Origin of the sequence: Kribbella yunnanensis, from assembly GCF_039529655.1 — a bacterium.
Taxonomy (GTDB): Bacteria; Actinomycetota; Actinomycetes; order Propionibacteriales; family Kribbellaceae; genus Kribbella; species Kribbella yunnanensis.
Genome location: NZ_BAAANF010000011.1, coordinates 1 through 26512 on the forward strand (window position 1 = coordinate 1; position 26512 = coordinate 26512).

The 26512-nt window shown below is 69.2% G+C and carries 14 protein-coding genes; 3 read left to right on the forward strand and 11 right to left on the reverse strand.

Annotated features, from left to right (window positions below; translation table 11 throughout):
* Window positions 1-32: 32 nt before the first annotated feature.
* Window positions 33-509: a GNAT family N-acetyltransferase gene (locus ABD231_RS17040; protein WP_344152151.1), complete on the reverse strand. Its 477-nt coding sequence runs from the start codon at window positions 507-509 to the stop codon at window positions 33-35.
* Window positions 510-561: 52 nt separating this feature from the next.
* On the opposite strand from ABD231_RS17040, the gene ABD231_RS17045 reads away from it, so the two are divergent.
* Window positions 562-1116 carry a TetR/AcrR family transcriptional regulator gene (locus tag ABD231_RS17045; RefSeq protein ID WP_344152154.1) on the forward strand — a complete coding sequence of 185 codons (555 nt, stop codon included), beginning with the start codon at window positions 562-564 and terminating at the stop codon, window positions 1114-1116.
* Here ABD231_RS17045 and ABD231_RS17050 read toward each other — a convergent pair.
* Genes ABD231_RS17050 through ABD231_RS17070 form a run of 5 tightly spaced genes read right to left on the reverse strand, consistent with a single transcriptional unit; the run spans window position 1105 to window position 7324 of the window.
* Entirely contained in the window at window positions 1105-2541 is a 1437-nt protein-coding gene (locus ABD231_RS17050; RefSeq protein ID WP_344152157.1) for an RNB domain-containing ribonuclease, read from the reverse strand. The two genes, ABD231_RS17045 and ABD231_RS17050, sit on opposite strands and share 12 nt — an antisense overlap.
* 13 nt (window positions 2542-2554) lie before the next feature.
* Window positions 2555-3670 (reverse strand): bifunctional RNase H/acid phosphatase, encoded by a 1116-nt coding sequence (locus ABD231_RS17055; protein WP_344152160.1) that lies wholly within the window; start codon window positions 3668-3670, stop codon window positions 2555-2557.
* Window positions 3667-4380, reverse strand: a complete 714-nt coding sequence (locus tag ABD231_RS17060; RefSeq protein ID WP_425554186.1) for a zinc ribbon domain-containing protein — start codon at window positions 4378-4380, stop codon at window positions 3667-3669. Before ABD231_RS17060 ends, ABD231_RS17055 begins: the two co-directional genes overlap by 4 nt.
* A 60-nt stretch (window positions 4381-4440) precedes the next feature.
* The gene (locus ABD231_RS17065; RefSeq protein ID WP_344152166.1) at window positions 4441-5682 is read right to left on the reverse strand and encodes a Nif3-like dinuclear metal center hexameric protein; all 1242 of its coding nucleotides are present in this window, start codon (window positions 5680-5682) and stop codon (window positions 4441-4443) included.
* Between the two features lie 13 nt (window positions 5683-5695).
* Window positions 5696-7324, reverse strand: a complete 1629-nt coding sequence (locus ABD231_RS17070; RefSeq protein WP_344152169.1) for a glycoside hydrolase family 13 protein — start codon at window positions 7322-7324, stop codon at window positions 5696-5698.
* Window positions 7325-7416: 92 nt separating this feature from the next.
* Between ABD231_RS17070 and ABD231_RS17075 the strand changes: the two genes are divergently transcribed.
* The gene (locus ABD231_RS17075) at window positions 7417-8613 is read left to right on the forward strand and encodes an ROK family protein (RefSeq protein ID WP_344152172.1); all 1197 of its coding nucleotides are present in this window, start codon (window positions 7417-7419) and stop codon (window positions 8611-8613) included.
* On the opposite strand, the gene ABD231_RS17080 is transcribed toward ABD231_RS17075, so the two are convergent.
* The 4 genes from ABD231_RS17080 to ABD231_RS17095 all read right to left on the reverse strand — a co-directional run bounded on the left by ABD231_RS17080 (window position 8597) and on the right by ABD231_RS17095 (window position 13661).
* Complete coding sequence (locus ABD231_RS17080) at window positions 8597-10126, reverse strand: glycoside hydrolase family 3 N-terminal domain-containing protein (protein ID WP_344152175.1); 1530 nt, start codon at window positions 10124-10126, stop codon at window positions 8597-8599. The genes ABD231_RS17075 and ABD231_RS17080 overlap by 17 nt on opposite strands.
* Window positions 10127-10150: 24 nt before the next feature.
* The gene (locus ABD231_RS17085) at window positions 10151-11080 is read right to left on the reverse strand and encodes an ornithine cyclodeaminase family protein (protein ID WP_344152178.1); all 930 of its coding nucleotides are present in this window, start codon (window positions 11078-11080) and stop codon (window positions 10151-10153) included.
* The gene (locus ABD231_RS17090; protein WP_344152373.1) at window positions 11080-11496 is read right to left on the reverse strand and encodes an aconitase X swivel domain-containing protein; all 417 of its coding nucleotides are present in this window, start codon (window positions 11494-11496) and stop codon (window positions 11080-11082) included. Before ABD231_RS17090 ends, ABD231_RS17085 begins: the two co-directional genes overlap by 1 nt.
* An 896-nt stretch (window positions 11497-12392) precedes the next feature.
* Complete coding sequence (locus ABD231_RS17095) at window positions 12393-13661, reverse strand: aconitase X (protein WP_344152181.1); 1269 nt, start codon at window positions 13659-13661, stop codon at window positions 12393-12395.
* Window positions 13662-14014: 353 nt separating this feature from the next.
* Here ABD231_RS17095 and ABD231_RS17100 point away from each other — a divergent pair, with 353 nt between their 5' ends.
* Window positions 14015-14932 carry an ROK family protein gene (locus ABD231_RS17100; RefSeq protein WP_344152184.1) on the forward strand — a complete coding sequence of 306 codons (918 nt, stop codon included), beginning with the start codon at window positions 14015-14017 and terminating at the stop codon, window positions 14930-14932.
* Between the two features lie 379 nt (window positions 14933-15311).
* Here the strand turns inward: ABD231_RS17100 and ABD231_RS17105 are convergent, their stop codons facing one another.
* Entirely contained in the window at window positions 15312-26312 is an 11001-nt protein-coding gene (locus tag ABD231_RS17105; protein ID WP_344152187.1) for a non-ribosomal peptide synthetase/type I polyketide synthase, read from the reverse strand.
* Between the last annotated feature and the right edge of the window lie 200 nt (window positions 26313-26512).

Sequence of the window (26512 nt, forward strand, 5' to 3'; positions counted from 1 at the left end):
TGGGGGTGGGGGTGGGGGTGGGGGTGGGGGTGTTAGAGGTCTAGTTCGTAGGTTTGGCCGATGAGCTCGTCGCCCCAGGCGTTGTGGGGTTCTGAGGTGGTTAGGTGGAAGCCGCGGGCGAGGTAGATGTGGCGCGCGGCAACCAATGGGGCGTTCGTCCAGAGGACCATGCGTTTGTAGCCGGCTTCGCGGGCGAAGGCGAGGCAGGTGTCGACGAGTTCGGCGCCGAGACCGCGACCGCGTGCGCCGGGGGTCAGTAGCAGGAGTCGCAGTTTGGCGGTCGACTCGTCGGGGCCGCGGACGCAGAAGATGCTGCCGACGCGTTCGCCGTCGACTTCGGCGATCCACGCGGCCTCGCGGCTGTCGTCGTGGTCGGTCGCGTACGCCGCGACGATCTGCGCGATCAGCGTCTCGTAGGCGAAGCCCCAGCCGTACTCGGCCGCATAGGTCTCGGCATGCGACTGCACCACCCAGCCCAGATCGCCCGGAACACCCAGCTTCCTGATCATCAAGCCCGTCCTATCTACTGACACGACTGTTTCAGTAGTCCATACTAAGCACGTGCCGACCTTGAAGGAAACCCCCTCCGCGCGACAGCAGGAACTGCTCGAGCGCGCCTACGAGTACTCGCTCGGCCACGGCCTGGCCGACCTCTCGCTGCGTCCGCTCGCCACCGCGATCGGCTCCAGCCCGCGAGTGCTGTTGTTCCTGTTCGGCAGCAAGGACGGTCTGATCCGCGCACTGCTCGCCCGCGCCCGCACCGACGAACTCGACCTGCTCCAACAGATCGAGAGCCAGTACGACGAACCGCCCGGCCTGACCGTGGTCGCGCGGGAACTGTGGACGTGGTTGGCCGCCCCGGAACGCCGGCCGTTGATGGCGTTCTGGGTAGAGGCGTACGGGCGCTCGCTGGTCGTGCCGGACGGGCCTTGGGCCAACTACGGCCGGTCGACGGTCGAGGACTGGCTTGAGCTGCTCAAGGCCAGTGAGCCGGATGCTGCGGAGGCACGCCGTACCGGCGTACTGGCGATGTTGCGGGGTGCACTGATCGACCTGCTGGCGACCGGCGATCTCGATCGCACGACCGCCGCGGTCGAGGACTACCTACGGGATTAGTTCGAAGGTGACACTGCGCTTGACGATGTCGGCTTCCACCAGCTTCACACGGACCGCCTTGCCGAGCGGAAGGTTCGCCGTACCGCTGACTCGGCCTTCGACCGCGTGCGCGGAGAGGACGACGATGCCGCGGTTCGGTTCGCGGTTGTCGACGTCGGTGATGACGCCGTCGAACTCGGCGCCGAGCTGGTCGTGCAGCAGACCGGCCTCGACCATGCCGACGATCGCGCGCTCGTAGGCGTTGGCGCGACGGTCTGCCTCTTCCATGATCTTCGGCAGCTCGTCCATCGACTCGCGCACCCACGCAGGGACCTCGGTCCCGGCTGACAGTGCGAGGCAGATCTCGCCGGCCCAGCGGTCGATCAGGCGGCGCAGCGGCGCGGTGACATGGGCGTACTCGGCCCTCATCGCGGCGTGCTGCGGATGCTCCGGCACACTCCCCGCGAACGTCACATAGCCGGCACCGCGGAACAGCACCGTGCAGGCCGCGAGCATGGCTGCGTGGGCTGGCACGGTCGGGTCCAGCCCGTGGATGAATTCGGCGTACGTCGTTTCGTGCGGCCAATCGATGCCTAGTGCCTTCGCGGTGTGGCCGAGCTTGTTCCGGAGGTCGTTGCGGGCCTCGGGCAGGGTCCGCAGAATGCCGATCTTGCCCTTCACCATGAGGTCGGCCGCGGCCATCCCGGTCAGCAGCGAGATCTGCGCGTTCCAGCCCTCGACCGGAAGCGGTGCGCGGAACTCCAGGCTCCAGCCGTCGTCGGAGGTGACGACCTCCTGGTCGGGGATCGGCAGGTTGACGCCACCGCGTTCGAGCTCGAGCTGCTCGCGGAGCTTGCCGACCTCGCGAAGGAGTTGCAGCGACTCGGACGCCGTACCGGCATCGAGGTCCTTCTGGACACCGGCGTAGTTCAGCTTGGCGCGCGACTTCACCAGAGCGCGCTCGCAAGTCACGCCGGTGCTCTCGCCGCGCGCGTTGAGCGGGACAGTCCACAGCAGCGCTGGGCGCACCTGGTCGGGCAGTAGCGACGCCGCGCCCTCGGACAGCTCCGGCGGGTGCAACGGCGTCCGCTTGTCCGGCGCATACAGCGTGACGCCCCGGCGCCGCGTCTCGCCGTCGATCGGATCGCCGTACTGGACGAACGCGGCGACATCGGCGATCGCGTAGTGCACGACATAGCCGTCGCCCGCACGCTCGATGTGCAGCGCCTGGTCGAGGTCCATCGAGTCCGGCGGATCGATCGTCACGAACTCCAGATCGGTCCGATCCAGCGCCGGCGACTGCGGCGCCGTACCGGCCTTGAGCGCCGCGGCGACGACGTCGGGCGGGAACTCCGCCGGTACGTCGAGCTCCCGGCGGATGTCCTGCAGCGACGACCGGAACACCTCCGGCACATCGTCAACGAACCTGACCTTCTGCAATGGCATGGGGTCAGACTAGCTAGGGGACCACATTGAAGGACTTCAGCGACGCGAGGCCGTCGGCGTACCAGTGGATCTCGGTCAGGGTGGCCGGGCGCATTTCCATCCGGAAGATCGACGCCATCGGGGCCTGGAGCACCGAGCGGACCATCAGCTTGATCGGCGTCACGTGCGTGACCACGAGAACCGTCTTGCCCGGGTACCGGGTGAGCAGACCGTCGCGCGCCGAGCGGGCCCGGCGGGCACAGGTGTCGAACGACTCGCCACCGGGCGGTGCGACCGTGGTCGACTCCATCCAGGCGTCCAAGGCGTCCGGCCACTTCTCCTGGACCTCTGCGAAGGTGTGGCCGTCCCAGTCACCGAACGAGCACTCGACCCAGGAGTCGTCGACCACGACCTCCACACCGAGCTTCTGCCCGACGACGGCGGCGGTCTCTTGTGTCCGCCGCATCGGCGACGAGACGATCGCGTCGATCCCGCCCCGCCGGGCCAGGAACTCCGCTGCTGCGGCAGCCTGTGCACGACCGGTCTCGCTGAGGCTCGGGTTGTCGCCGCCCAAACCGGAGAACCGCTTCTCGGCCGTGTGCGGCGTTTCGCCGTGGCGGAGGAAGATCAGCTGGGTCGGCGGCTCGACCTCCGCACCCCAACCCCGCATCGCCTTCGCCTGGTCGGACGGCTCCTTGACCACGACCGGCTTGGCCGCGGCCGGCTCCGGCTTGAGCGGGATCGGGACGCCGTCGAGGGCGTTGTTGGCGAGGGCGTCGGCGGCCGAGTTCTGCGCGCGCGGCACCCAGGTCCACTCGGTACCGAACGGCGCGAGGCCCTGCGCCTTGATCGCCAGCGGCTTCATGTCCGGGTGCTTGATCTTCCAGCGGCCGGCCATCTGCTCGATGACCAGCTTGGAGTCCATCCGCACCTCGATCGAGGCATCCGGCGCGTACTCCCGGGCCAGCTCCAGGCCGGCGATCAGACCGGAGTACTCGGCGACGTTGTTGGTCGCGACCCCGAGCGTCTTGCCGTCCTGCGCGATCACCTCACCCGTTGCCGGGTCGCGCACGAGAGCGCCGTACGCCGCTGGTCCGGGGTTGCCCCGGGATCCCCCGTCGGCCTCGACGATCACATGCGTGTAGCTCATACCGCGCTCTCCGACGTGCGGACGAGGATCCGGCCGCATTCCTCACAACGCAGTACGGCGTCCGGGGCGGCCGCCTTGATCGCGTTCAGGTCCGATGGGGCGAGCTCCATCCGGCAGCCCATGCAGCGCTTGCCGACGAGCGGCGCGGCGCCGATGCCACCGTTGTGCTCACGCAGTCGCTGGTACTGCTTCACCAGCGGCTCAGGCAGCTCGGCCAGCACGGCAGTGCGCTTCTCGTTGATCCCGGCGCGCTGCTCGTCAAGCTCCTTGAGCGAGCCGTCGCGCGTGCTCTCCAGCTCGGTCTGCCGCCCGGCGAACGCCTCGGCGCGCGACCGCAGGTCGGTCTGCACCACCTCGGCCGCCTCCAGCTTCTCCATCACCTCGAGCTCGGCATCCTCGAGGTCGGAGATCCGCCGCTCCAGCGAACCGATCTCGTGCTGCAGGTTGTCGAGGTCCTTCGGCGAGGTGATCTGGCCGGACTGGATCCGCTGCTCGTTCCGCGCCTTGCGCTGGCGGACCTGGTCGACATCACTGTCAGCCTTCTTCTGCTCACGCTGCAGGTCCCCAACCGTGGTGTCCGCGGTGACCAGCTCCCGGTCCACCACCGACTTCTCCGCGATGAGCTCGGTCAGAGCCTGGTGCTCCGGCAGCGATTTGCGCTTGTGCGCGACCTGATCCAGCTGCAGGTCGAGATCCTGCAGGTCCAGCAGACGGCGTTGGACGGCGGGCTCGGCGTTCAGAGTCGGCTCCTTAGATCGTTCAGTTAGCGCTCAGAGCCGCAAGGTCCATGCGTCGGTGCAGAGCGTCGAGATGTGAGTTTCTACCGTACTGCCTCGCGCTGCCAACCCTTCGCGCAGGAGCCGATCAGCATCCCGCAACCACGGCCACTCACTGGCCCAGTGCGCGACATCCACAAGCGCCGGATCGCCGTACGCCTGCGCCTCGGTCGCCGGGTGGTGCCGCAGGTCGGCAGTCACATACGCATCAACCCCAGCTGCCCGCACCTTCGCAAACTCCGAGTCCCCCGCTCCCCCAACCACCGCGACGGACGTGATCACCCGCTCCGGATCCCCCGCCACCCGTACGCCGTGGTGCGTCCGCGGGAGGCTATCCGCCACAACCTGCGCGAACTGCTTCAACGGCAGCGGCTCCGCCAGTACGCCGACCCGCCCGCCCCCACGATTACTCGGCAACTCGGCCAGCTCGAAGATGTCGAACGCCGGAACCTCATACGGGTGAGCGCCCTTGAGCGCCTCGACCACAGCACGACGCTTGCGCCGCGGCACGATCATCTCGAGCCGGGTCGCCGGCACCCGCGACACCTGACCGACGCGACCGATCGCGGGGCTGGCACCGTCGAGGGGCCGGAAGGTCTCCTCGCCGAGCGAGGTAAACGCAGCCCGCTCGTATCCGCCACCAGCCGAGGTCGACGCACTCGCGCCGCCGCCCACGCCGCCGCTCGACGCGGGCGACCCATCCCGTCCCCCGCCAACACCATGCGAGGCCGACACAGCGTGCTGGGTGCTGAGTTGGCCGGCGCCTGCTGCGGCTAGGGCGTCTAGGACCTGCTCCACGTTCTCGGTCGGGACGAAGACCACCAGCTTGTCGAGCGGGTCTTCCGGCATCGGGTTCAGCGGACGCGTGTCGCGGAGGCCTAGGGCGGCGGCTAGGGCGTCGCTGACGCCGGGGTTGGCGTTGTCGGCGTTGGTGTGGCAGACGTGCAACGCAGTGGTGGTGCGGATGAGGTCGTGGATGACTCGACCCTTGGGGGTGGTTGCGGCGACGCTGTTGACGCCGCGGAGGAGCAGGGGGTGGTGGGTGACGAGCAGGTCGAAGTCGCCTGCGATCGCCTCGTCCACCACCTCCCGCATCGGGTCCACGGCGAACAGGATCCGCCGTACCGGCTGATCCGGGTCGCCTGTGACCAGTCCGACCGCGTCCCAGGACTCTGCCCAGGACGGGTCGTACAACCGGTCGAGTACGGCGATGACGTCGGCGAGCCTCGGGTTCACGAGGCCCATCCTGCTAGATGAGCCAGGCCGTCGTGTCGCCGGGGAGTTTGGCGCCTTCGAGCGGCCCGCTGGACAGCACGACCGCCGCGTCCGGGAGCTCGACCGGGGCGTCGCCGAAGTTGGTGATGGACTGCCAACCGCCGGGTCGGGTGAAGTGCAGCACCCACTCGACGCCGTCGTTCCACTCCAACTCGTTCGCGGTCTGCAGCCCACGCCGTACGGCGAGAGCCTTGCGGTAGAGGCTGAGGGTCGACTCGGCGACCCCGTCCTGCGCCTCGACCGAGTACTGCCCGAACCACTTCGGCTGCAGCAGGTGCGAACCGCCGGTCCCGAAGCCGAAGGAGAGCCCACCGACCGTCCACGGGATCGGCACCCGGCAACCGTCGCGCCCCTTCTCGGCACCCTTGGACCGGAAGTACGCCGGGTCCTGCAGGTTGGCCGCAGGCAGTTCGCCGACCTCTTGCAGACCGAGCTCCTCACCTTGATACAGGTACGCCGACCCCGGCAGCGCAAGCATCAGCAGTACGGCGGCACGCGCCCGGCGCAGGCCGAGTTCGACATCGACTGTCGGCTCGGTGCCGTTGCTCAGCAGCCACGCCTTGCCGTCCTGCCAGCCACCGGCCGGGTCGCTCGGCAACCCGTACCGCGTCGCGTGCCGGACCACGTCGTGGTTGGAGAACACCCAAGTCGACGACGAACCGTTCTGGCCGGCCAACGCGAGGTTCTCCTCGATGACCTGACGGAACTTGTCGTAGTTCCAGTCGGCCTGCAGCAGGTCGAAGTTGAACGCCTGCCCGAGACCGTCCGCACTCGCATAGCGAGCACGACGAGCGGCCGGGACGAACGCCTCAGCCACCGCCGAGCGCGGCGGGTCGTACTCGTTCAGCACGGTGCGCCACTCGCGGTAGATCTCGTGCACACCGTCGCGGTCCCAGAGCGGGTGAACGCCGTTCGACTCGGACTGCCGCGGCAGCTCGGTCTTGGACTTGAACGGCTCGGTCAGGTCCTTCACCAGGGCGTGGGCGACGTCGACGCGGAAGCCGTCGACCCCACGGTCGGACCAGAACCGCAGCGTGGTCAGGAAGTCCTCGCGGACCTCGGGGTGCGCCCAGTTCAGGTCGGGCTGCTCGGCCGCGAACAGGTGCAGGTACCACTGGCCGTCCGGGGTCTGCGCCCAAGCCGAGCCGCCGAAGATCGAGTCCCAGTCCGAAGGCGGCTGGTCGCCATCCCCGTCGCGGAAGATGTAGCGGTCGCGGGCCGGCGTACCGGGCTGTGCTGCGAGTGCCTCCTGGAACCAGACGTGCCGGTCGGAGGTGTGGTTCGGCACGATGTCGACGATCAGCTTGATGTTCGCCGCGTGCAGCGCCTCGACCAGCTGACCGAAGTCGTCAAGCGTGCCGAGTCGCGGATCCACGTCGCGGTAGTCGTCGACGTCGTACCCGCCGTCGGCCAGCGCGGACGGGTAGAACGGGCTCAGCCAGACCGCGTCGATGCCCAGCTCGATCAGGTACGGAACGCGGCTGATGATGCCCTGCAGGTCACCCACCCCGTCGCCGTCGGCGTCGGCGAAGCTGCGCGGGTAGATCTGGTAGACGACAGCCTGCCGCCACCAGTCGGGGTCGGTCGTCTGCGGACTGGTCACAAGTGCCTCACTTTGTGATTAATATAGACTCTAAATTTAGGTTCTGCAGTATTCTGCGCGCGGATCTACAGTGAGGTCAAGAGGGGGTCACCATGACGAGCACTCCGGTCGCCGCCGCGACCCCGGCCCTGCTCCGCCGCGTCAACGCCGGCAAGTTACTGGGTGTGCTCTCCACCGCCGGCGTGATGACCGGTACCGGCCTGATCCAGGCCACCGGCCTCACCCGCGCCACCGTGCACGCCGTCTGCAACGACCTGATCGACATGGGCTGGGTGGTCGAGCTCGACCCGGGCCGCGACGACACCGCGGTCGGTCGTCCTTCGCGGCGCTTCGAGTTCAACAGCCGCGCGGGTTACGTGCTCGGCATCGACATCGGCGCCGGCCGTACGACGGTCCTGCTCGCCGACCTCCGCGGTGTCAGCCTGGCCAAGGCGGGCCGGTCGCTGTCCGCGGTGAAGACCCCCGCCGACCGTACGGCGCTCGTGCACGAGGCCGTGGTCGAGGCGCTGGCGGTTGCCGGTGTTTCCGACTCGCAGGTGCTCGCCGCCGGCGTCGGTGTCGCCGCGCCGGTCGACCGCGCCGGCAACATCCTGGTCGACGACGAGTTCTGGCGCCGCTTCGACACCGACCTCGGCAAACACCTCACCGAACTCCACGGCTGGCCGGTCTTGCTGGAGAACGACGCCAACCTCGCCGTACTGGGCGAACACTGGCGCGGCGAAGGCCAAGGCGTAGACGACCTGGCGGTACTGCTGGCCGGCGAACGCTTCGGCTCCGGCCTGATGGACTCCGGCCGCCTCCTCCACGGCAGCCGCGGCGGCGCCGGCGAAATGCTCTACCTCAAACTGGTAGAAGGCGTAGGCGACACCCACGGCATAGCCCGCATAGCCCGAGACCAAGCCTTGGGTTTGCTTGCAGACCCAACCGTCAAAACAAGCTTGCGAAACGTACCCAACGTTACTGCGGAGCAGGTGTTTGCGGCGGCTGCTGGTGGGGATGCAGTTGCCTTGGGCATCCTTCGGTCGGTGGCGGCGCGGACGGCTCGTGTGGTTGCCACGTTGGCGATTCTGGTCAACCCGGAGTTGGTTGTGCTGGGTGGTGCGGTGGCTGAGGCGGCGGGTCAGCTGCTGCCGGATATCGAGCAGCAGCTGTCCGGGTACACGAGTACGCCGCCGCGCGTGGCGGTGTCTTCACTCGGCGACGCGATCGTCTCGGTCGGCGCCGTCCGCCACGCACTCAACTACGTCGAGCAGCACGCGCTCGACCTGGTGCTCACGCGTCCCGCGTAAGCGCCCGCACCACCGCTTCCAGCACGATCACGTTCCGCCCCGAAGTAGTTGCCGACGGCACCCCATCCGGAACCAGCGCCTGGTCCTCCGGAATACCAGTGCACAGAACGAACACGTCATCCCGACGATCCCGCAGCAAGAACTCCAGCGCCTCACGAATCCACGGCGTACGGCCTGCGTCCTGTACGGCGATCACCAGCGGCCGACCCTTCGCCGCAGCAGCCGCTCGCGCCAGCGCATCCTCCGACTGCTCATCGTCGGACTGATGGTCCTCGAACAGCGCAGCTTCCTTCTCCGACAGCCGGTGCTGATCACGCAACACGACACCATCAGACCCCGGCGCGATCCGGGCGAAGATCTCCGGCAGGCCGCTGAAGTACGGGTGCCACGCCGGGTGCAGCCCCTGCGTCAGATCGATCACGTACGGCGTCGCGCCCAGCGCGGGGAAGGTCTGCCCAGCCACCACCCGCTCACCCACTTCGCGGACCGCCGCGCCGTCGAACGCGGTCTGCCGCTTCCGCTCCCCCAGTGACGCGGCCAGCGCACGCACCCGTCGGGCCGCATCGGCAACCCGCTCACCCGGCAGCGAACCGTTGCTCACGGCATCGACAATGTGTTTCGTCAGTCCCTGCGGATCCGCGGCCCCGATCGCGATCATCGCGAGATCGGCACCCGCCCGGATCGACGCCACGGTCGCGTCCTCGATCGACTGGTTCTTGGTGATCGCGCCCATCTCGAGAGCGTCCGTCGTGATCACGCCCTCGAACCCCAATTCCTCGCGCAGCAACCCGGTCAGGATCCGGTGCGACAGGGTGGCGGGCTGATCGTCGTACGCGGAGAAGACGATGTGCGCGCTCATGATCACCTCGGCCCCGGCCGCGATCGCCGCCTTGAACGGCAGCAGCTCGACCGCGTGTACCGCCTCGATCGACCGGTCCACCCGCGGCAGGTCGAGATGCGAGTCGACCGCCACGTCACCATGCCCCGGGAAGTGCTTCAGGCACGACGTGACTCCGGCCTCGCGCACCCCCTCGATGAACGCGACACCATGCCTCGCGACCAGCTCCGCCGTCGTACCGAACGCGCGCGTCGAGATGATCGGGTTGGCCGGGTTGCTGTTCACGTCGATCGACGGCGCGAGCATCAGGTCGATCTCGAGCGAGGCGAGCGTCGCGGCCGCATCCCGCGCCGACGCCCGGGTCAGGTCCACATCATCGAGATCACCGAGCGTCCGCGGCGACGCGAGCGGGAACGGGTTGGCCGGCCCGAGGTGACTGAACTCGCCACCCTCGTGGTCGATCCCGATGATCACGTCCGGGCGCTCGGCGCGCAGGCTCTGGGTCAGCGCAAGCACCTGCTCGGGGCCGGTCACGTTCCGGGTGAACAGGATGACGGCACCCAACCCGTCGGCGACCGCGCGGCGCAGGTGGTCGGGGGCAGTGGTCCCGGCGAAGCCGACGATCAACGCGCCGGCACCGTCACGTTCCAGCTCAGTACGTTCGAGATCGGTCATGCGGACACCCTCTCGCGCGCTGCGCTAATTCGCCAGCCCCCTTTCCGAAATCTCACTCTCAAAAACAGCCGTCGCCACGGCAAGGTCCTGCCAGGCCATCCCGACACTCTTGAAAATCCGCCGTTTCGCGGGGTCGATCGGCACCTCGCCGCGCAACACAGCCCCGAGCTCGACAGGCGCACCCGCAGGCAGGGTGCCGGCCGCGACCGCCTGGATGACATCACCGGCCTCGGTCGTTGCCGCGGTCTTCGACTCGACGACGACCTGCGCATCCTTGAAAAGACCCGTTGGAAGCTCGGCCGCGGTAGGCGTGTGCGACCCGACCGCCACGGCGATCACGTCCGGGGCGAGTGTGTCGGGCACGACCGGCGTGGCGGCCGACGTACAGCAGATGACGAGACCGGCGGCGGTCAGATCGTCCGTCGTACCGGCATGAGCCTCAACGCCAAGGGATCGCCCGTAGGCGACCAGCTCCTCAACCGCCTCACTCCGCCGCCCGTGGATGGTGAAGTCCTCACACCACCCGAGCTCAACCAGCATCCGCAGATGCGCCCGCGCCTGCACGCTCGTCCCGACGATGGCTGCTTTTGTGGTCGCCCCGCCGAGCGCCGCGATACCAACCATCGACACACCAGCAGTCCGTACGGCGGTCAGCTCAACCGCATCAATCACCGCAACCGGCGTCAACGTCGCCGAGTCGAACAGCACATACACCCCCTGCACCCGCGGCAACCCGCTGGCCGGATTGTCCGGCGCAACAGTCGCGATCTTCACCCCCGTCAGCCGATCATCAGCCGCCGGCATCAACAACAACTCACCCCCAGGCGCCCCAAACGCCGACCTCGCGGCACTCCGCTCCAACGTCCGCCGATCAACCGCCGCCCGCCGAATCCCCTCCACCACCGCCGCGGCCGGCACCGCCAACACCTCCACCCCCGAAAACTGCCTAACCATCACAACTCCTCCGTCAGCGTGGCGTACTCGCCGGACGCGGTGATCCTGGCACGCGACCACGTGGACAGCGCGGTGAGGTCGACCGGCGAGAGTTCCACCACCGGGATGCCGCGCTCGTACAACTCGGCCGCGACCAACGCCCCAATCACCAGAATCGGATCAGCCCGCAACAACACCAGCGCCCCCGGCCCAACCCCCAACCGCAGCTGCTCCGCCAACACACTCGCGCTCGACGACGACCCCCGACTACCCGGCATCACCACAACCCGCCCCATGAGCGACTCCCCACACTGCGGATGCCGCTCATCGGTGATCACCCCAGTAGCCGCATCAGTACCACCCCACAACGACAACGGCTCGCCCAACACCAGCACCCGCCCAACCGCCGTACCCCCATGCAAACACCGCCCCCTCATCACACTCCTCTCCCTCCCATCCTCCCCCGGCCACCACCCACCCCTCCCTCGGCCACCGCTCACCCCCTCCTCGACCACCGCTCATCCCCTCCCCGACCACCGCTCGCCCCTCCCCCGCTCACCTCTCCCCCGCGATCCGCAATCGCGAACCGCGAACCGCCACCACTGTCCACCTCCGCAGCCGCCGTCTCCCACCTCGATGCATTTGATGGGTTCACCCACCGGCTTGTGGGTTCCCCACCGTCATACGGGTACAGAACCCACAACCTGATGGGCTGACCTATCAGATGTCGGTCGGTGGGGGGCTCAGGGTGACTCACCGGGCGACCTTCAGTACGCCGCGACGGCGGCCCCGGCGCTCACCCCCACAACTCCCACGAGCGAGGCCAACTCCGCCACCACAACCCAGGTCAGCCACCGCCAGCACCCGGATCATCCACTGGGGAACGCGGAATCCGACCAGGTGTCCGGCCGCAGCACCTGTCCACCGCCCGTTCGCGCCCTGCACGTCTTCTTTGGTGACCCCAGGCGGACCGCCCCCACTCACTAACCTCCGGAATCGGGCTCGACGGGCACCCACTTGAGCATGCGGCGGGCGACCTGGGCGGAGTTGGTGAGTGGCTGGGGTCCGCACCCCAGCCCCAGCCCGTCAGCCCGAAGCGACGTGAGCCGCGGTAGCCGGCCTCGCCATCCCCCTCAGCCATCCGCTCGGCCCGCCCTCTTGTTTTGTCGGCCGCTTTAGCGGCCGAGTGCGCGCCGGGCTCGGCCGAAGACGTCCGCGAGTGGTTGCTCGCCACTCCGGCTGACCTGCATCTCGACCGCGGGGTCGTGGGGTGGGTGTCTGCGCGGGACGGTAACTGTTTCTCATATGGCGCCCAACAGTTACCGGCTAACGGCTAGTGCCAGGAGGTGTTGTCTCGGGTGACGGTTCCGGTTCGGGCGGAGGTTAGGCAGTCGGGGAGGGAGCCGAAGGTGACGGCGACGCCTAGGTTGACAGGGGCGTACCAGGCCCATTTGGCGGAGTTGGTCATCACGTGGCGGGTCTGGGGGTTGAGGACCGAGGTCACGTAGGTGCAGGTGTCTACCAGGACCCGGATGCCGGCCGACTGTAGATCGGCCAGCCAGCCGTTGCTTTCGGCAACTTTTGCGGTGGTGCGGTTGGTGGCGGCCCAGACTTCGACGGTGGGCGACATGGGCGGGCCGGCGCGGACCAAGGCGGCTAGTTCGGCGAACTCGGTGATCGACAGGTGCGGGGTGCCGAGGCTTACCGCGTCGAGGCGACCTGGGTTCGGGCTCGACAGTTCGTCGCGGGCGGCTCGGAGTATTGCCGGGGTGATGCGGTGGACCTCCTCGACCGGAACGCCCTGGGTCGCGTCGGATTCGGTTGCGGCTTCGGGCGTCGTACCGACGACGTGGAAGAGGCCGATGCCGCCGCGGGAGGCGGCTGCGGCGCCGAAGGCTTTGAGGTGGTCTTCGGGGACGGACTCGGGGCAGCCGGTCAGCATCGGCACGCGGTCCGAGGCGAGCTTGCCGGCGAGGTGGCCGAGGGCGGCCCAGGCCGCGGCTAGGCGGAGCGTGTGGGCGGGTAGCGGGCTGAGGTCGAGCTCGATCCGGGCTCGGCGGTTCTCGTCCAGGTGGAGGCCCGCGTACGGCGCTCGGCCGGTGAGCCCCGCGCAGATGTCGACGAAATCGCCGTACCGGTCGGTGCGGGCGCCGAGGACCGAGTTCGCGAAGGCGATCGCGTTGGACTCGGCCCAGGCGATGTGTTCGCCGAACGCGGGGCGCTGGGTGTCCTGGTACGGCGCGCAGGTCCACGTCGGCGCGGCGCCGAGGGCGGTGTAGGCGTCCATCAGCCGGCGGGCGTCGCGGCGTTCGGTCCCGGCCAGCCGGACGAGGCCGGGGTGCAGGAGGTCGAGGGAACCGACGTTGAGAGTCGTCGGTACGGCGACCTGCCCGCCCAGCGCGACGAGTCGCTCCGCGAAGTCGAGCCCGGCCTGACCGTGGTGGAGGCAGCCGTCGACATGAGCCGACGTGATCGGGATCAGGGAGCGAGCACCGAGGGTGTGCGCCAATCCGGTGATCAGCCGCATCGCCAGCGCGACCGCAGGACCGCCCGCACCGGCGAGGAGTTCGCGCTCCTCCGTGGTCAACGCAATCTCGGCCATCCGACCTCCCGCGGGCTCATGCTACCCGGCCGAGCAGAGCCCGGATCGAACCCTGAAAACCCCCTTGAGGGGTATCGTTGTCAAACGGTGTCAAGGCCTCGCGCACGCTCGTTCCTGCAGGTTCTGCGCAGATTGATCCCCATCACCCCTCGCAGATCCGGTCGTCTACAGATAACGTTGTCTCTCGACCTTGACCGCCCCGACGGAGCCCGACACGTGACCGAGCAGAACCCCCACCCCGCCACGCCGGCTTCCGCCGTCCGTGCGGAACTGCCCTCTGCCCGGGCCACCTCAGCAGCACGGAGACCTGACGGGATCGATCGGGCATTGGTTCGGCTACTGGCGGGGGGACGATGAGCGACGACACGGTGAGCACGGTTCTCGGGATCGACATCGGCGGCACGAAGATGGCCGCCGCTCTCGTGTCCGCCGACGGGACGATCGTGATCGAGGACCGGATCGCCACGCCGACCGGGGACGCCGACCAGGTGTTCGCAGCGCTCAGTGAGCTGGTCGGCCGGGTGCTCGGTGATGCGTCGCCATTGGCGGTGGGGATCGGTTCGGCGGGTCCGCTCGACGCCACGCATGGACTGGTGTCGCCGGTCAACATCACCGGCTGGCGGAACTTCCCGATCGTTGACCGGGTTCGTGCGCTGGTCGACGTACCGGTGACTCTTGGGGTGGATGGGCATTGCTTCGCGCTGGGTGAGTTCTGGACCGGCGCCGGGCGGGACGTTCAGACGCTGCTCGGCATCGTGGTGTCGACCGGTGTCGGCGGTGGGCTGGTGGTGGACGGGCGGCCGCTCAAGGGGCAGTCCGGGAACGCCGCTCATATCGGCCATGTCGTCGTGGATCAGAACGGCGAGACGTGCGCCTGCGGTTCGTACGGGTGTGTCGAGACGTACGCGAGCGGCCCGCGGATGGTCGCCCGCGCGCAACGCCGGGGCTGGCGGACGAGCGAGAGCGTGGATGCCGCCGTACTGGCTGCTGACGCGGCCGCCGGGGACGAGCTCGCTCTCGCGGCCTTCGACGACGGTGCTCAGGCGCTCGCGGCCGGGATCGTCGCGACGGCGGTCACCGTCGACCTGACCACGGTCGTGATCGGTGGTGGGGTGTCGAAGGCGGGGCCGGTGCTGTTCGATCCGGTGCAGGCCTGGGTGAAGCGGTTGGCGCAACTGCCGTTCGTGGCGGACCTCACCGTCGTACCGGCGCAGCTCGCGAACGCCGGCCTGCTCGGCGCGGCGCACCAGGCGTGGTCCTCGATCCGCTGATTTAGCCCTGCCCGATCGAGTTGCCTGATCAGGCAGCGTTTCTGTACGACGCCGTGCGCAGGGAAGGCTTCTCCTGCGCATCTTTGCGCAATTCTTACGCAATTGCCTGGATCTGTGTAACGACGGCCCCTCCCCACGCGATGCAACGGATGGATGGGGTGGGGGCACGTCATCCAAGGTTGGTCAAGGGGGCCTGGACCAACCGGCAGGTCGGTCGATGGGGGGCCGTGGACCGACCGAACGCGTAGGCGGCGGAGAGGAAACTCTCCGCCGCCCTCGCGTTCAAGGCCGCTGATGGAGTACCGCCGGCGGCCCGCAGTGGGACCGGTCCTCAGGAGGGTGGAGGACCGCTCACCACCACTCCGGGCCCGCCGACCACCTACGGGTGCAGCCACTCCGGTTCGGGGAGGCGGGTGCGGTCCAGGCGGCCGTTGTCGTCGAGGGGGAGCTCTTCGATCGGGATCAGGTCGGCGGGGACCAGATAGAGCGGGAGTTCCTTGCCGAGGTCGAGCATCAGGCGGGCCAGGACGGTCGGGTCGCTGTCCTCCAGTACGACGTAGCCGATCAGGCAGGTGTCGCCGCCGTGGTCGGACAGCGCGATGACGACGGCGTCGATGACGCCGGCCTGGTCGGCGAGGACGTGCTCGGTCTCGCCCGGTTCGACGCGGTGGCCGCGGATCTTGACCTGGTCGTCGGCGCGACCGAGGTACTCCAGCGTGCCGTCGGGGCGCCAGCGGCCGAGGTCGCGGCTGCGGTAGAGCCGGCCGCCGGGGTGGGCCGGGTCCGGGACGAAGGCGCGCTCGGTCTCCTCCGCGCGGCCGAGGTAGCCCTGGGCAACGGCTGCGCCGCCGAGGTGGATCTCGCCGACCCCGCCGACCGGTACCGGCCGCAGTGCCTGGTCCAGCAGCCGTATGGCGACGCCGTCGACCGGACGCCCGATCGACGGGCGGTCCTCGGCCGGGTCGACCTCGTGGATCGTGGTGACGATCGACGCCTCCACCGGGCCGTACTCGTTGAACAGCCGGCACTCCGGGTGCGCATCGAGGAAGTCCCGCACCTTGTGGGTCAGCACCATCGCCTCACCACCCGCGACGATCTCGCGCAGCGCGGGCAGTTCAGGCAGCCGGCGCATCGTTGCCAGCAAGGCGGTCAGCGGGCTGAACGCCATGAACAGCCGCTCGACCCCGTGGTCCCGCAGCGCCGAGATGACCGCGTCCGGGTCGTAGCGGTCATCCTCACCGATCAGCACCAACGCAGCGCCGGACGCCAACGCGGTGAACATCTCCTGGACATGTACGTCGAACCCGAACGACGTCCACTGCAGTGTCCGCAGCGAGCTACGCGTCCGCAGGTAGTGCCTCACGAGGTTGACCGGACCGCGATGCGGTACCAGCACACCCTTCGGGTTCCCGTTCGAACCCGACGTGTAGATGCAGTAGGCAACATCATCGGCCGCAGCCCGCACCGGCGGTGCCTGCCGTGCTCTCGGGTCGCCGTCGACCGCCGCGACCGGGACGAGTCGCACCCCAAGCCGGTCGGCCAGCGCCGCGTCGTCACCGACGAGCGCGACCGCGGAAGCGTCGTTCACCATGAAGGCCCAGCGCGACTCCGGTACGCCGGGGTCCAGCGGCAGGTACGCCGCCCCCGACTTCAACACCGCGAGTACGGCGACCACGAGTTCGGTGCCGCGGGCAACTCGAACCGCGACCAGCTGACCGGGCTTCACCCCGAGATCCGTTAGCTGCCAGGCGATTGCGTTCGACCGGCGCTCCAGCTCGGCGTACGTGAGCTCGCGCTCGCCCTGAATCAGCGCGACCGCATCCGGCGTCCGCGCAACCTGCTGCTCGAACAGCGTGTGCAGTCCACTCAGCTCACCGGCGACGACCGCATCGCGGCGACCGCGGCCGATCGGACCGACTGGTTCGAGGTCACCTTCCAGCCTGCGAAGGGCTTCGAGATCTGCCGCGATCGGCATCATCAACTGCGGAAGGCGAAGCCGCGGCTCAGCCGTTGCCCTGCGCAACACGGCTTGCAGGTAATTGAGCAGGCGGTCGATCGTGCTGCGGTCGAACAGGCCGGCGCGGTAGTCCGCCGTACAGGTGATTCCGGCGCCGTGGTGCGTTAGTCGTAACCGCAGGTCGAGTGGTTCAGGCAGTTCCTCGTCGCCGTCCTCGAACTCCACGAGCACCTGGAAGAGCGGGTCGCGCTGAAGGATCGAGAGGTCGGTACCGGCGTGGTCGAAGGCGCCGGTCGTCACGTCGCGCACGCGGTGCGCGAGCTCGCCGAGATCCGGTTCGCCCGACAGGTCGATCCGGATCGGCAACGCCCGGCGTACCGCTGCAGTGGTGTCGCCCTGCGGCCGGATCAACGCCGAACCGATCGTGACGTCGTCCTGTGCGGTGAACCGCCCGAGCACAGTGCCCACGGCCGCCAGCATCGTCATCAGCGGACTGACCTTGCGCTCACGACTGAAGACGAACACGGCATCGCCGAGCTCCTCCTCCAACTCGAGCTTCACCGAAGCAATCTCACTCCGCCGGCCGCCGTCTGCCGGCAGCACCAAAGGCTCCGCGCCAGCCAGCGCGACCTGCCAATAGCCGACATCCCGCCGCCGTCCGCCGAGCGCGGGCGCCATCTCCCCCTCAACCACAACTCGCCGCAACTCCCCCACCCGACCTTCCGGATGCAAGATCTCAACAGCAGCCACAACCCCACCATCCGCAGACCCACCGACGCTTGCCGGTACGACGGCGCCGTCGGATCCACCGGTGGTGCCCGCAGAACGAGCGGCGGTGGTGTCGGCCGGACCCCCGGTCGTGTCGACGGGGGCGGGGGCGTCGCCGGGCACAGACGTGTTGGCGGCGGCGTCCGTCGCACTGTCGGCAGCTGGCGCGTCGTCGTCGGCTGACTCGGTCTGCGTGGTCTCGCCCGTCGTGCCGGCTGGCGTCTCAGCGGGAGTGGTCTCGTCCGACGTACCGGCGGCTGGGTCGGTTTGGGTGGTTTCGGTGAGGAGGGCGAGTTGTTCGCGCATGAGCTTGGTGACGCCGTCTACCAGCTGGCCGGCTACGCGGAGCTGTTGCGACATGAGGGCGGCTACTCCGCTGCCGGGGAGGTCGGCGGCACCGGTGGCGGTGGCGGCTTCCTCGACTCGGGTGGCCAGTTCGGCGAGGCCGGTACCTAGGACTGCCAAGGCGACACGCGCGTCGGGCTCACCGACCGACTCGGTGCCGGAGTCGACCTGGGAGACGGCGATCTCCACCGGCTCCTCGGGTTGCACCGGCTCCTCGACGATTTCCTCTTCTACCACAGGGGTTTCGGACGCTTCGTTGCTTTCGGCAACGTCGTCGGCGCGGGTGGTCTGGATCGCGACGGCGGTGGCGAGTTTGTGCGGGGTTGTGTACGACGAGAACAGCGTCTCCGCCGACAGTTCGACCGCGAACTGCTCGTTGATCCGGGCAATCACCGGCGTCATCGACTCCGGTGTCCCGCCGAGTTCCGCGAAGGTGTGGTCGACGGTCAGGTCGTACGGGTCGAGGCGCAACGCATCACAAGTCAGATCGAGAACCGCATCGAGCGACTCGCGGTACCGCTCAGCCGACACCTCGTCACCCGACAGCGACCCGGCCTGCGCCAGGTAGTCCGCGTCGATCGAATGCGTCTCGGCCGGCAGCGCGAACGGCGATTCCTCTTCGGCGTTGTCGTCCACCGCAGCGACCTCGTCGACCTCAGCCGGCGGGTCCAGCGGGATCCGCTTCACCGCGGCACTCGACGGTGCGAACCCAACGCCCTGCGCCCGAGCAGCCCGCTCGAAGGCACTCACCGACCCACGCACAGCCCCGTCCGCGACGGTCGCGGGCACGGCGGACGACGGGTCGACCGGGTGGTGCACGCGACGGAACGGGTACGTCGGCAACGGCACTCGGCCGCCGAACGCGTACACCTTCGACCACGTGATCTCGGTGCCCTGCTCGTACAGTTCGGCCAAACCGTTCATCGTCGCCAGCACCGGGTCCTGCCCGAGGCGCTGCGCCGGGATCCACGTGCTGTTCGGCGCGATCCGCCGTCCGGCCGGGCTCAGTACGGCGTCCGGTCCGAGCTCCAGGAACCGTCGGCACCCGGCCGCGGTCACCGCCTCGACCGCATCCCCGAACAACACGGGCTGCCGCAACTGCCCGACCAGATAGTCGCCGTCGAGCACTGTGCCGGACTCGAGCAACTCCCCCGACCAACTCGACACCATCGGCGTCCGTAGCGGCCGCAGCGTGATCCCACGAACGATCGTCGCAAAGTCCGCCAGGATCGGATCCACCAGCGAACTGTGGAACGCCCGATCCACGTCCAACCGCTGCCAGGCAACCTGCAGCTGATCAAGCTGCTCAGCCAACTGCCCGACAATCACCTCGGACCCAGTCAGCACGAACGACTGCGGACCGTTGCCTGCGGCAATCTCCACGCCAGACGTCTGCGCCAGCTCGCGAACTCGATCCGCATCCGCACGTACCGACACCATCGCGCCCGGCGCCGTCCCGCGCTGCATCAGCTCACCGCGCTTAGCGGTCAACCGCACGCCGTCCGCCAGCGACAACGCCTCAGCCACACACAGAGCGGCGTACTCGCCGACGCTGTGACCAACCACGAGTGCCGGCTGCACACCAAACGACTGCCACAACCGCGCAAGCGCAAGCTCGAACGCGAACAACGCCGGCTGCGCGGTCTCAGTCGGCCAGACACCCTCCGATTGACCGGCCGGGGTGAGCAGCAGGTCGAGCAGACTACCGCCGGTCTCTTCGGCGTACACGCGGTCGCACTCGTCGAGCACCGAGCGGAAGACCGGGAAGCGTGCCGCCAACCCGGCCGCCATCCCACGGCGGGCCGCGCCCTGCCCGGTAAACGCGTAGCCGAGCGGACCGGGTCCACCGCGCGGGATCTCGATCGCCTGCGCCGAACCGAGCGCGTCAACCAGCTCAGCCTCCGACGCACCCGCAACGGCGATCCGATGGCGATGCGCCGGTCGCCCGAGCGCCGCCGTACCGGCGAGGTCGATCAGGCGGTGACCAGTCCCGTGGCCGAGGTCGGCGCGGTAGAGCTCGACGAGGTCGGTCAGCGCGTCGGGGTCGGGTGCGGACAGCGGCAGTACGACGGGGCCGTCGTCACCCCGGCGGACCTGGCGCGGCGGCTCTTCCAGGATCACGTGCGCGTTGGTACCGCCCGCGTCCAAGGCGCTGACGCCCGCGCGCAACGTCGTACCGGCCTCCCAGTCGCGAGCCTCGGTGGCGATCACGAACGGGCTGTCGTCGAGCGCGAGCTCAGGGTTGGGCTCGGTGTAGTTGATCGTCGGGACCAGCGTGCGGTGCTGCAGCATCAAGATCGTCTTGATCAGGCCGGCCATGCCGGAGGCGCTGTCCAGGTGACCGATGTTGGGCTTGACCGAACCGATCGTGCAGAACCCGACCTTGTCGGTGTGCCGGCGCAGCGCGGACGTCAGCGCCTGCACCTCGGCGGCGTCCGCGGTGGCGCTGCCGATCGCGTTCGCTTCGAGGTAGCTGAGGGAGTCGGCGGCGAACCCGGCCCGCTCGAGCGCGCGCTCGATCAGCGTCTGGTTGCCACTCGCGGTGTCGTCGCTGCTGACCGCCGTACCGCGAATGACGGCGTACACGGTGTCGCCGTCGGCGACCGCTTGGTCGAGCCGCTTGAGAAGTACGGCGGCCACGCCATTGCCGCCGACCGTGCCATCCGCGGCCGCGTCGAACGCGCGCACGTGACCGGACGGGGAGAGGATCGACTCCGGCGAGGGTTGGTACCCCGTTGCCTGCGGCACCTGTACGGCGGACGCCCCCGCCAACGCGAGATCCGCATCGCCGGAACGCAGCGCCTGGCAGGCCAGGTGCACCGCCACCAGCGACGACGACCAAGCCGACTGCACACCGATCGCCGGGCCGGTCAACCCGAGGCGGTAAGCCACCCGCGCTGCGAGCGAGTCGCGGGCCTGCGGCTCACGGTTGTAGAGGTTCATGCCGGAACCCGCGAAAACGCCGACCCGGTTGGTGGTCCCACCGTAGCCCGCGTGTTCGAGCGCCTGATGACAAACCTCGAGGAACAACCGCTGCGCCGGATCCATCAACTCGGCCTCGCGATCGCTCAACCCGAAGAACTTCGCGTCAAACGACTCCACATGCTCAAGAACCCCGCTGACGGCGATCTCATCAGCCTCGTCAGCCGGGAACCGCCGTACGCTCTCGACCCCACCCACCAGGTTGTCCCAGAACTGCTCCAGCGTCTCAGCCCCCGGGAACCGCCCAGCCACCCCCACCACAGCCACCGGCTCAACCACCGGCTCCCGCACCCCAACAGCCACGCGCGCCGCGACACCAGTCCCCGCATCGCCTTCTGCAGCCCTCGCCGCCTCCCCAACGGGAACCGCGCGAGACTCAGCCGAATCCACGTCGACCGCAGAACCAGATCCAACCGCCGAATCGGACTCCGCCGCAGCAGACCCACCGGCTCCCGAGAGCCCAGCAGAATCGTCAGAGACAGACGCCCCCGCGGATGCCTCACCCAACTGCGCCGCCGCCAGCGCCGAAACCACAGACCCCAACTCAGCCGCCGAAGCAAGCGCAGCAGCCGAAGCAGACTCAATCGCAGAGGAAGACCCATCCACCGAGCCGACCCCAGACCCCCCACGCTCAGACTCAGCCGCAACTGCAACTGCAACTGCAGCCGCACCGTCCCCGTCGTCCGCCACCGCAGCACCGGAGACAACCTGCGACTCCCCTGCAGCTACCCCCTCAGCGCCAGCCGCCCCCTCATCAACCTCAGCCACCCGCTCCCCCGCCGGCGCGGCCTCCGCAGCCCCCACCTCCGAAGCAACGTCGCTCTCTGAGCCCGACTCAACCCCCGAGTCCGACTCACCCGCCGACTCGCCTACAGACGTGGATCCGGACGCCGAGGCAGCCTCGGTCGCGGACGCATCCTCGACCACCGAGGCCGGCTCGATCGCAGACGCATTCTCGACCACCGAGGCCGGCTCAATCGCAGACGCATTCTCGACCACCGAGGCCGACTCAATCGCAGACGCATTCTCGACCACCGAGGCCGACTCAGTCGCAGACACATCCTCGGTCGCCGAGGCCGACTCAGACGCCGAGGCGTGCTCGGTCGCCGAGGCGGACTCGACTGCTGCGGCCTGCTCGGTCGGCGACGCGGACTCGGCTGCATCAGACGCAGACTCAGCCGCGAGCGCCGCGTCGTCCGCGCTCTCGGCAATCGCCGCGACCTGAGGATCAGTCCCGACCTCGTCGACGCCAACCTCACCGGACGCCCCATCAACCTCAACCGGCGAGTCGAGCTCGCCCGCAGAGGACGACTCGCCTGCCGAGGCAGGCTCAGTAGTCGAGGCTAGCTCGGCTGCTGCCGCCTGCTCGGGTGCTGAGGCGGGCTCGGGTGCTGACGCGTGCTCTCGTGCTGAGGCGAGCTCTGCTACTGAGGCGCTCTCGGCTGCTGACGCGAGCTCGGGTGCTGACGCGTGTTCTGCTGCTGAGGCGAGCTCAGCCGCCGGGGCGGACTCGGGTCCCGCGGTGTGCTCGGCCGGCGAGGCGGATTCGGCTGCTGCCGCGCTCTCGGGTGCTGGGGTGTGCTCGGACAGCGTGGCCGGCTTCGCTGCAGCAGACGCGGACTCATCCGCGAGCGCGTCGTCATCGCTCCCGGCAGCAGCCACGACCTGAGGACCAACAGCGCCGACCTCTTCGGCGCCAACCTCAGCGGAAGCCTCATCAACCTCGGCCGACTCCGCAGTGGCTGATTCCGCGGAGTCCGAGTCGGCTGCGGCGGCAGGCTCGGTGGTCGAAGCGTTGTCGACCGGCACAGCAGGCTCAGTAGTTGAACCGTCCTCGGACGCCGAGACAAGCTCGCTGGTCGAGGCTTCCTCGACTACTGCGGTGGGCTCAGTACCTGAAGCGTTCTCGAACGCCGAGGTGGGTTCGGTCGTCGAGGCGGGTTCGGCCGTCGAGGCCGACTCGATCGCCGCGCCGGATTCAGTTGCCGGCAGCAGCTCGGTCGCCGCGCTGGATTCGGTGACCGAGTCGGACTCGATGGGCGCGTCGGACTCGGCGGATGAGATCGCCGCAGCTGACTCGGTTGCCTCGGAGGACTCGGCGGCGGCAGGCGCGAGCTCACCTTCGGGTACGTCGTCGTTCGCGCGCTCGCCAGCGGGGTCGACCTCGGCGTCGGCCGCAACGGACCCGTCGCCGTCACCCTCGGCGGCAGCCTCATCACCATCAGTCGACTCCGCCGTCGCAGCCGCGGAAACCTCGGAGTCCAACAGAACCGCCGGCCCCGCCTCGACCGCGGAGTCCGTCGCGACCACCGAATCCTGCTCGGTGACAGATGCGGCCTCGGTCACCGAGTCGGGCTCGGTCGCCGACGTAGGTTCGGTCGTCGAGTCGGCCTCGGTCGCTGGAGCGGACTCGGTCGGCGAGTCGGACTCGGTCGCGGACGTAGGTTCAGTCGGCGAGTCGGAGTTGGTCGGCGAGGTGGGCTCGGTCGCTGCAGCCTGCTCGGAGATCGAGGCCGACTCGGGTACCGAGGGGCGCACGGTGGCGCCAGGCGCGAGTTCACCTTCGGGTGCGTCTTCGTTCGCGCGCTCGCCAACAGGAACGTCCTGGGGCTCGGCCAACACGGACCCTTCGACGCCGACCTCGGCGGCGGCGTCATCAGCATCTGCCGACTGCTCAGTCGTGGGCGCGGGAGCCGCGGAGTCCGAGGCGAGCGCGACATCAGAGGCGACGTCGGTGGCTGAGGTGGGCTCAGTTGCTACTGCGGGCTCGGCAGACTCGACGAGTCCCGCGGCCGGGACGGGGAGAGTGGGGTCGGCCGGCGCCGCGAGGGCGTCCGTGGATTCCGGTGCTGCCGAGGGGTCGGAGGCGTCGGCGTTTGCATCTGATGCCACGGGCTCGTGCAGGGCTGCGGCTGCGGCTGCGGAGGCGTCGTCAGCAGGCGCATCAGCTGGCTCGCTCAGGAGCGGTGCGGCCGACTCAGCAGTTGCTGAGGTGATCTCCTCGGCGGGCCTGACGACGGGCTCGCCCAGGGCGGGTGCGGCCGACTCAGCAGCTGTCGAGGGGTCCTCGTCGGCAGGGGCGATAGGCGGCTCACCTGGTACCGGAGGAGCTTCAGGCGCCGAGGCGTTCTCCTCGGCAGGCGCGACCACAGGCTCGGTGGCGACCGGTGTGGCCGACTCAGCAGTTGCCGGGGCGTCCTCGTCGGCAGGCGCGACGGCGGGCTCGCCCGGGGTGGCGAGGGCTGGGGCGTCGTCGTCGGCACGGTGGGTGAGTGCATCACCGTCAAGCGGCTCGGCTGCGGGCTCGGACTCGATGACCGGCGGCGGGAGGTGGTCGGGCTCGGGCTCGGGCGGCGACGGGGCGCCTAGGGTGGGGCGTTGGGGTGGGGTGGGGATGGATTGCTGGAGGGTTCGTTGCCAGGCCAGGCGGACGGTGGGGAGTTCGGTGGTGCGTTCTCCTGCGTCTTCCTCGGCGGAGATTTGGGTGTCGGCGGTGGCTGATTCGGGGCCTTCGCCGGTGGGGCCTGAGTAGGAGGTGGCGCCGGCGGGCTCGACGTACGGGTGGGGCGGGGTTTCTAGGGTGCCGTCCAGCCAGCGTTGTTTCAGGAGGGGGCGGAGGATCTTGCCGCCGGGGGTGGTGGGGAAGTCTCGGCGCGGGACGCCTACTACCTCGGCGACCAGGTTGAGGCGGGTTTGGATGAGGCTGCGGATGGCCTGGTCCATGCCGGGGATGGAGTCCGGCGTCAGTGCGTAGAAGACGACTAGGCGGTCGGTGCCGGACTCGATGTCGGGGACTGCGCAGGCGGCGACCAGGCCCTGCTCAGCGCCTACGACGGTGGCGGCGACAGCCTCGATGTCGTGGGCGTAGTACAGCGTGCCGCGCATGATGATGCGCTCGCTGTCTCGGCCGGTTACTACGACCTGGCCGCCGGTGATGAAGCCTTGGTCGCCGGTGGACAGCCACTTGCGCATCGGCCAGTTGCCGACCGGGAACGCCTCGCGGTCGGCTTCCAGGTTGCCTAGATAGCCGGGGGTGACTCGGGCCGACGCGACCTGGAGTTGGCCGATGCGGCCCTCGGGCAGGACGGCGCCATTCGGTGCCACGATCCGGACCGTCGTACCGGGGGCAGGCGCACCCACAGACACCAGGCTCAGTACGCCGGGCGCTTCCGCACGAGGCTTTCCGGGGCGGGCGACGGCGACCTTGCCGGAGGAGGGGCGCTGGTCGACCCACTCGACGATGCCGGTGGGTGGGACGCGGACGCGGTGGACGTTCGGGGTGAGGCCGGGGCGGGCGAAGGTGATGCCGGTGACGGTCTCGGTCATGCCCCAGGCGGCGACGAAGGTCTCGGGTACGACGCCGAAGCGGTTCGTGAGGCGGAGGAATTCGGTCATCACGGGGACGGTGATCTGCTCGCCGCCGCTGACGAGGCTGCGCAGGGCGGACAGGTCCCAGTGGCGGTCGGGCTCCCCCGCGATGGCCTGGGTGGTGAGGCGGTAGCCGAAGTTCGGGGACCAGGAGTGGTTGACGCGATGCTGGTCCATCAGGTCGAGCCAGCGGAGGGGGTCGGCGAGGACCCAGCCGGTGTTGACGTGGATGTTGGTGCAGCCGGTGAAGACGGGCAGCAGGTGGTAGAGCAGGAACGCGCCGCTCTGGTCCAGCGGGAGCCAGTTCAGCGTGGTCTGCCCGGGCCGGACCGGGAGCATCGCCGGGGTCCCCGCCGCGAACTCGACCAGCCCGCGATGCGTCAGCTGCACGATCTTCGGCGTACCGGTGGTGCCAGACGACAACATCAGTACGGCGATGTCGTCCGCAGCCGGACGGTGGAATTCGTTCGTCGGCTCGTGGCCGGCGAGTGCGTCCGGGTCGAGCACCGGCAGACCGAGGTCGTCGGGCAGGTCCGACGGGCGGCCGATCAGGACGGTCCAGCCGAGGAGGTCGGTCACGGTCCGCAGTCGCTCGCGGCCGGCCTCGGTGCGGTCGCCCTCCGGCGACGGGGCCATCAGCAGCGGGCGGATGCCACCCAGCGTGCAGGCCCAGAACGCGGCGAAGAACCCGACCGGCTCGGTGCAGTGCACCACCGCGGGATCACCAGCCCGTACGCCGTTCGCCCGCAGGCCGGCGAGGATCCGCGCGGCGAGCTCGAGCAGGGTCGGGAAGTCGAGCTTGGTCTCGCGGCCGTCCGGGCCGATCTCGACCACGCCGGCGACGCTGAAGTCGCGGGCCGCCCGCAGCAGGGCACTCGGCAGATCGCGCGGGTACCCGGCGGGAATCATCAACGCCGGCCCGGTACTGATCGCCGGCCGGTCCGCACTGCTCCTCACCACGCCCCCAGCACCACCAACGGCGTCTGACAGCAGGGGGCGGCGATCACGATGACGCGAGTCGGTCGGTGACCCACGGACAAGCGCCTCCCCAACTGGACGGAGCCGGGCTCAGGGCACACCCGTCTCGCTCTCACCGACAAGAAGCCCCGTATTTCGGACAGCCGGACCGATACCGTCACCAGGCAGCCCCGGTGCGTCAT

What these genes read in the sequence shown, in the direction of transcription:
- ABD231_RS17040 (WP_344152151.1), bottom strand. Translation starts at nt 509, where the DNA reads ATGATCAGGAAGCTGGGTGTTCCGGGCGATCTGGGCTGGGTGGTGCAG.
- ABD231_RS17050 (WP_344152157.1), bottom strand. Translation starts at nt 2,541, where the DNA reads ATGCCATTGCAGAAGGTCAGGTTCGTTGACGATGTGCCGGAGGTGTTC.
- ABD231_RS17055 (WP_344152160.1), bottom strand. Translation starts at nt 3,670, where the DNA reads ATGAGCTACACGCATGTGATCGTCGAGGCCGACGGGGGATCCCGGGGC.
- ABD231_RS17075 (WP_344152172.1), top strand. Translation starts at nt 7,417, where the DNA reads ATGACGAGCACTCCGGTCGCCGCCGCGACCCCGGCCCTGCTCCGCCGC.
- ABD231_RS17080 (WP_344152175.1), bottom strand. Translation starts at nt 10,126, where the DNA reads ATGACCGATCTCGAACGTACTGAGCTGGAACGTGACGGTGCCGGCGCG.
- ABD231_RS17085 (WP_344152178.1), bottom strand. Translation starts at nt 11,080, where the DNA reads ATGGTTAGGCAGTTTTCGGGGGTGGAGGTGTTGGCGGTGCCGGCCGCG.
- ABD231_RS17090 (WP_344152373.1), bottom strand. Translation starts at nt 11,496, where the DNA reads ATGAGGGGGCGGTGTTTGCATGGGGGTACGGCGGTTGGGCGGGTGCTG.
- ABD231_RS17095 (WP_344152181.1), bottom strand. Translation starts at nt 13,661, where the DNA reads ATGGCCGAGATTGCGTTGACCACGGAGGAGCGCGAACTCCTCGCCGGT.
- ABD231_RS17100 (WP_344152184.1), top strand. Translation starts at nt 14,015, where the DNA reads ATGAGCGACGACACGGTGAGCACGGTTCTCGGGATCGACATCGGCGGC.